General features: G+C 43.2%; 2 protein-coding genes. Both read right to left on the minus strand.

What is annotated here, in order from left to right; genetic code table 11:
- Positions 1-60: 60 nt before the first annotated feature.
- Complete coding sequence (locus Tanf_RS09415) at positions 61-378, minus strand: hypothetical protein (protein ID WP_161794961.1); 318 nt, start codon at positions 376-378, stop codon at positions 61-63.
- Positions 287-601: a hypothetical protein gene (locus Tanf_RS09420; protein WP_046825703.1), complete on the minus strand. Its 315-nt coding sequence runs from the start codon at positions 599-601 to the stop codon at positions 287-289. The genes Tanf_RS09415 and Tanf_RS09420 overlap by 92 nt, the downstream gene beginning before the upstream one ends.
- Positions 602-750 lie beyond the last annotated feature (149 nt).

A 750-nucleotide genomic window follows, 5' to 3' on the forward strand; every position in this document is an offset into this window, starting at 1 on the left:
ATGCGGTTTTTTTCTTCCCCCTTCTTTCTTCTTCAATGTTTTTCTTTTTTCTCTCTCCTTTTACACTAATCTTCTCCCTTTTTCTTTTCTTCTTCTTCCCTCCTTCTTTTGCTCCCTCTTTTTCTCACCCTCTCCCTTCTCCTCCCCCGTCCCCTTTTCTTCTTCTCCCTCTTTTTCTTCCCCCTTTTTCCCCTCTTTCTTCCCCCTCTTTTCTTTCTCTCCTTTTTCTCCCCCTACATTGACATTTCCTTCTTCTCTCTCTTTCTCCTTCACTCCCTTTCTCTCCTTATTTCTTTCTTCCTTCCTTTTTTTTTCCTTCCTCTCTTCTTCTTCCTTTCCTTTTTCTCTTCTCTTCTCTCTTTCCTTCGTCTCCTTCACTTCTCCTCTTCTTCCTTCTTCTTATTTTCTCCTCTTTTTCTTTTTCTTCTCTTTTTTTTCTTTTCCTTTCCTTCCTTTTTTCCTTCTCTTCTCCCTTCTTTTTCCTTTCTCCTCTTTTTTTTCTTCTCGTCTCCTCCTTCCTCTCCTCTTCTCTTTTCCCTTCTCCGGCCTTCATCTCTATCTCCTCTTCCTCCTCTTTGCCTCCCTCCTCCTCTTCTTTCATCCTCCCATCCTCTCCGTCTTCGTTTTTGCTGCTTTATGTCACATCTCCGATACTCCCTACCACATTATTGCCCCTTGCCGACGACTGATGAAGCTTCCTTTCTCCTCCTCCTATTTCTACCCACGCACACACTTGTTGTTCCCCTCCTA

The organism is Tannerella forsythia (genome assembly GCF_001006485.1).
Taxonomy (GTDB): Bacteria; Bacteroidota; Bacteroidia; order Bacteroidales; family Tannerellaceae; genus Tannerella; species Tannerella forsythia.

Excerpts from the sequence above, each read along its gene's own strand:
- Tanf_RS09420 (WP_046825703.1), bottom strand. The coding sequence starts at position 601 with ATGAAAGAAGAGGAGGAGGGAGGCAAAGAGGAGGAAGAGGAGATAGAG.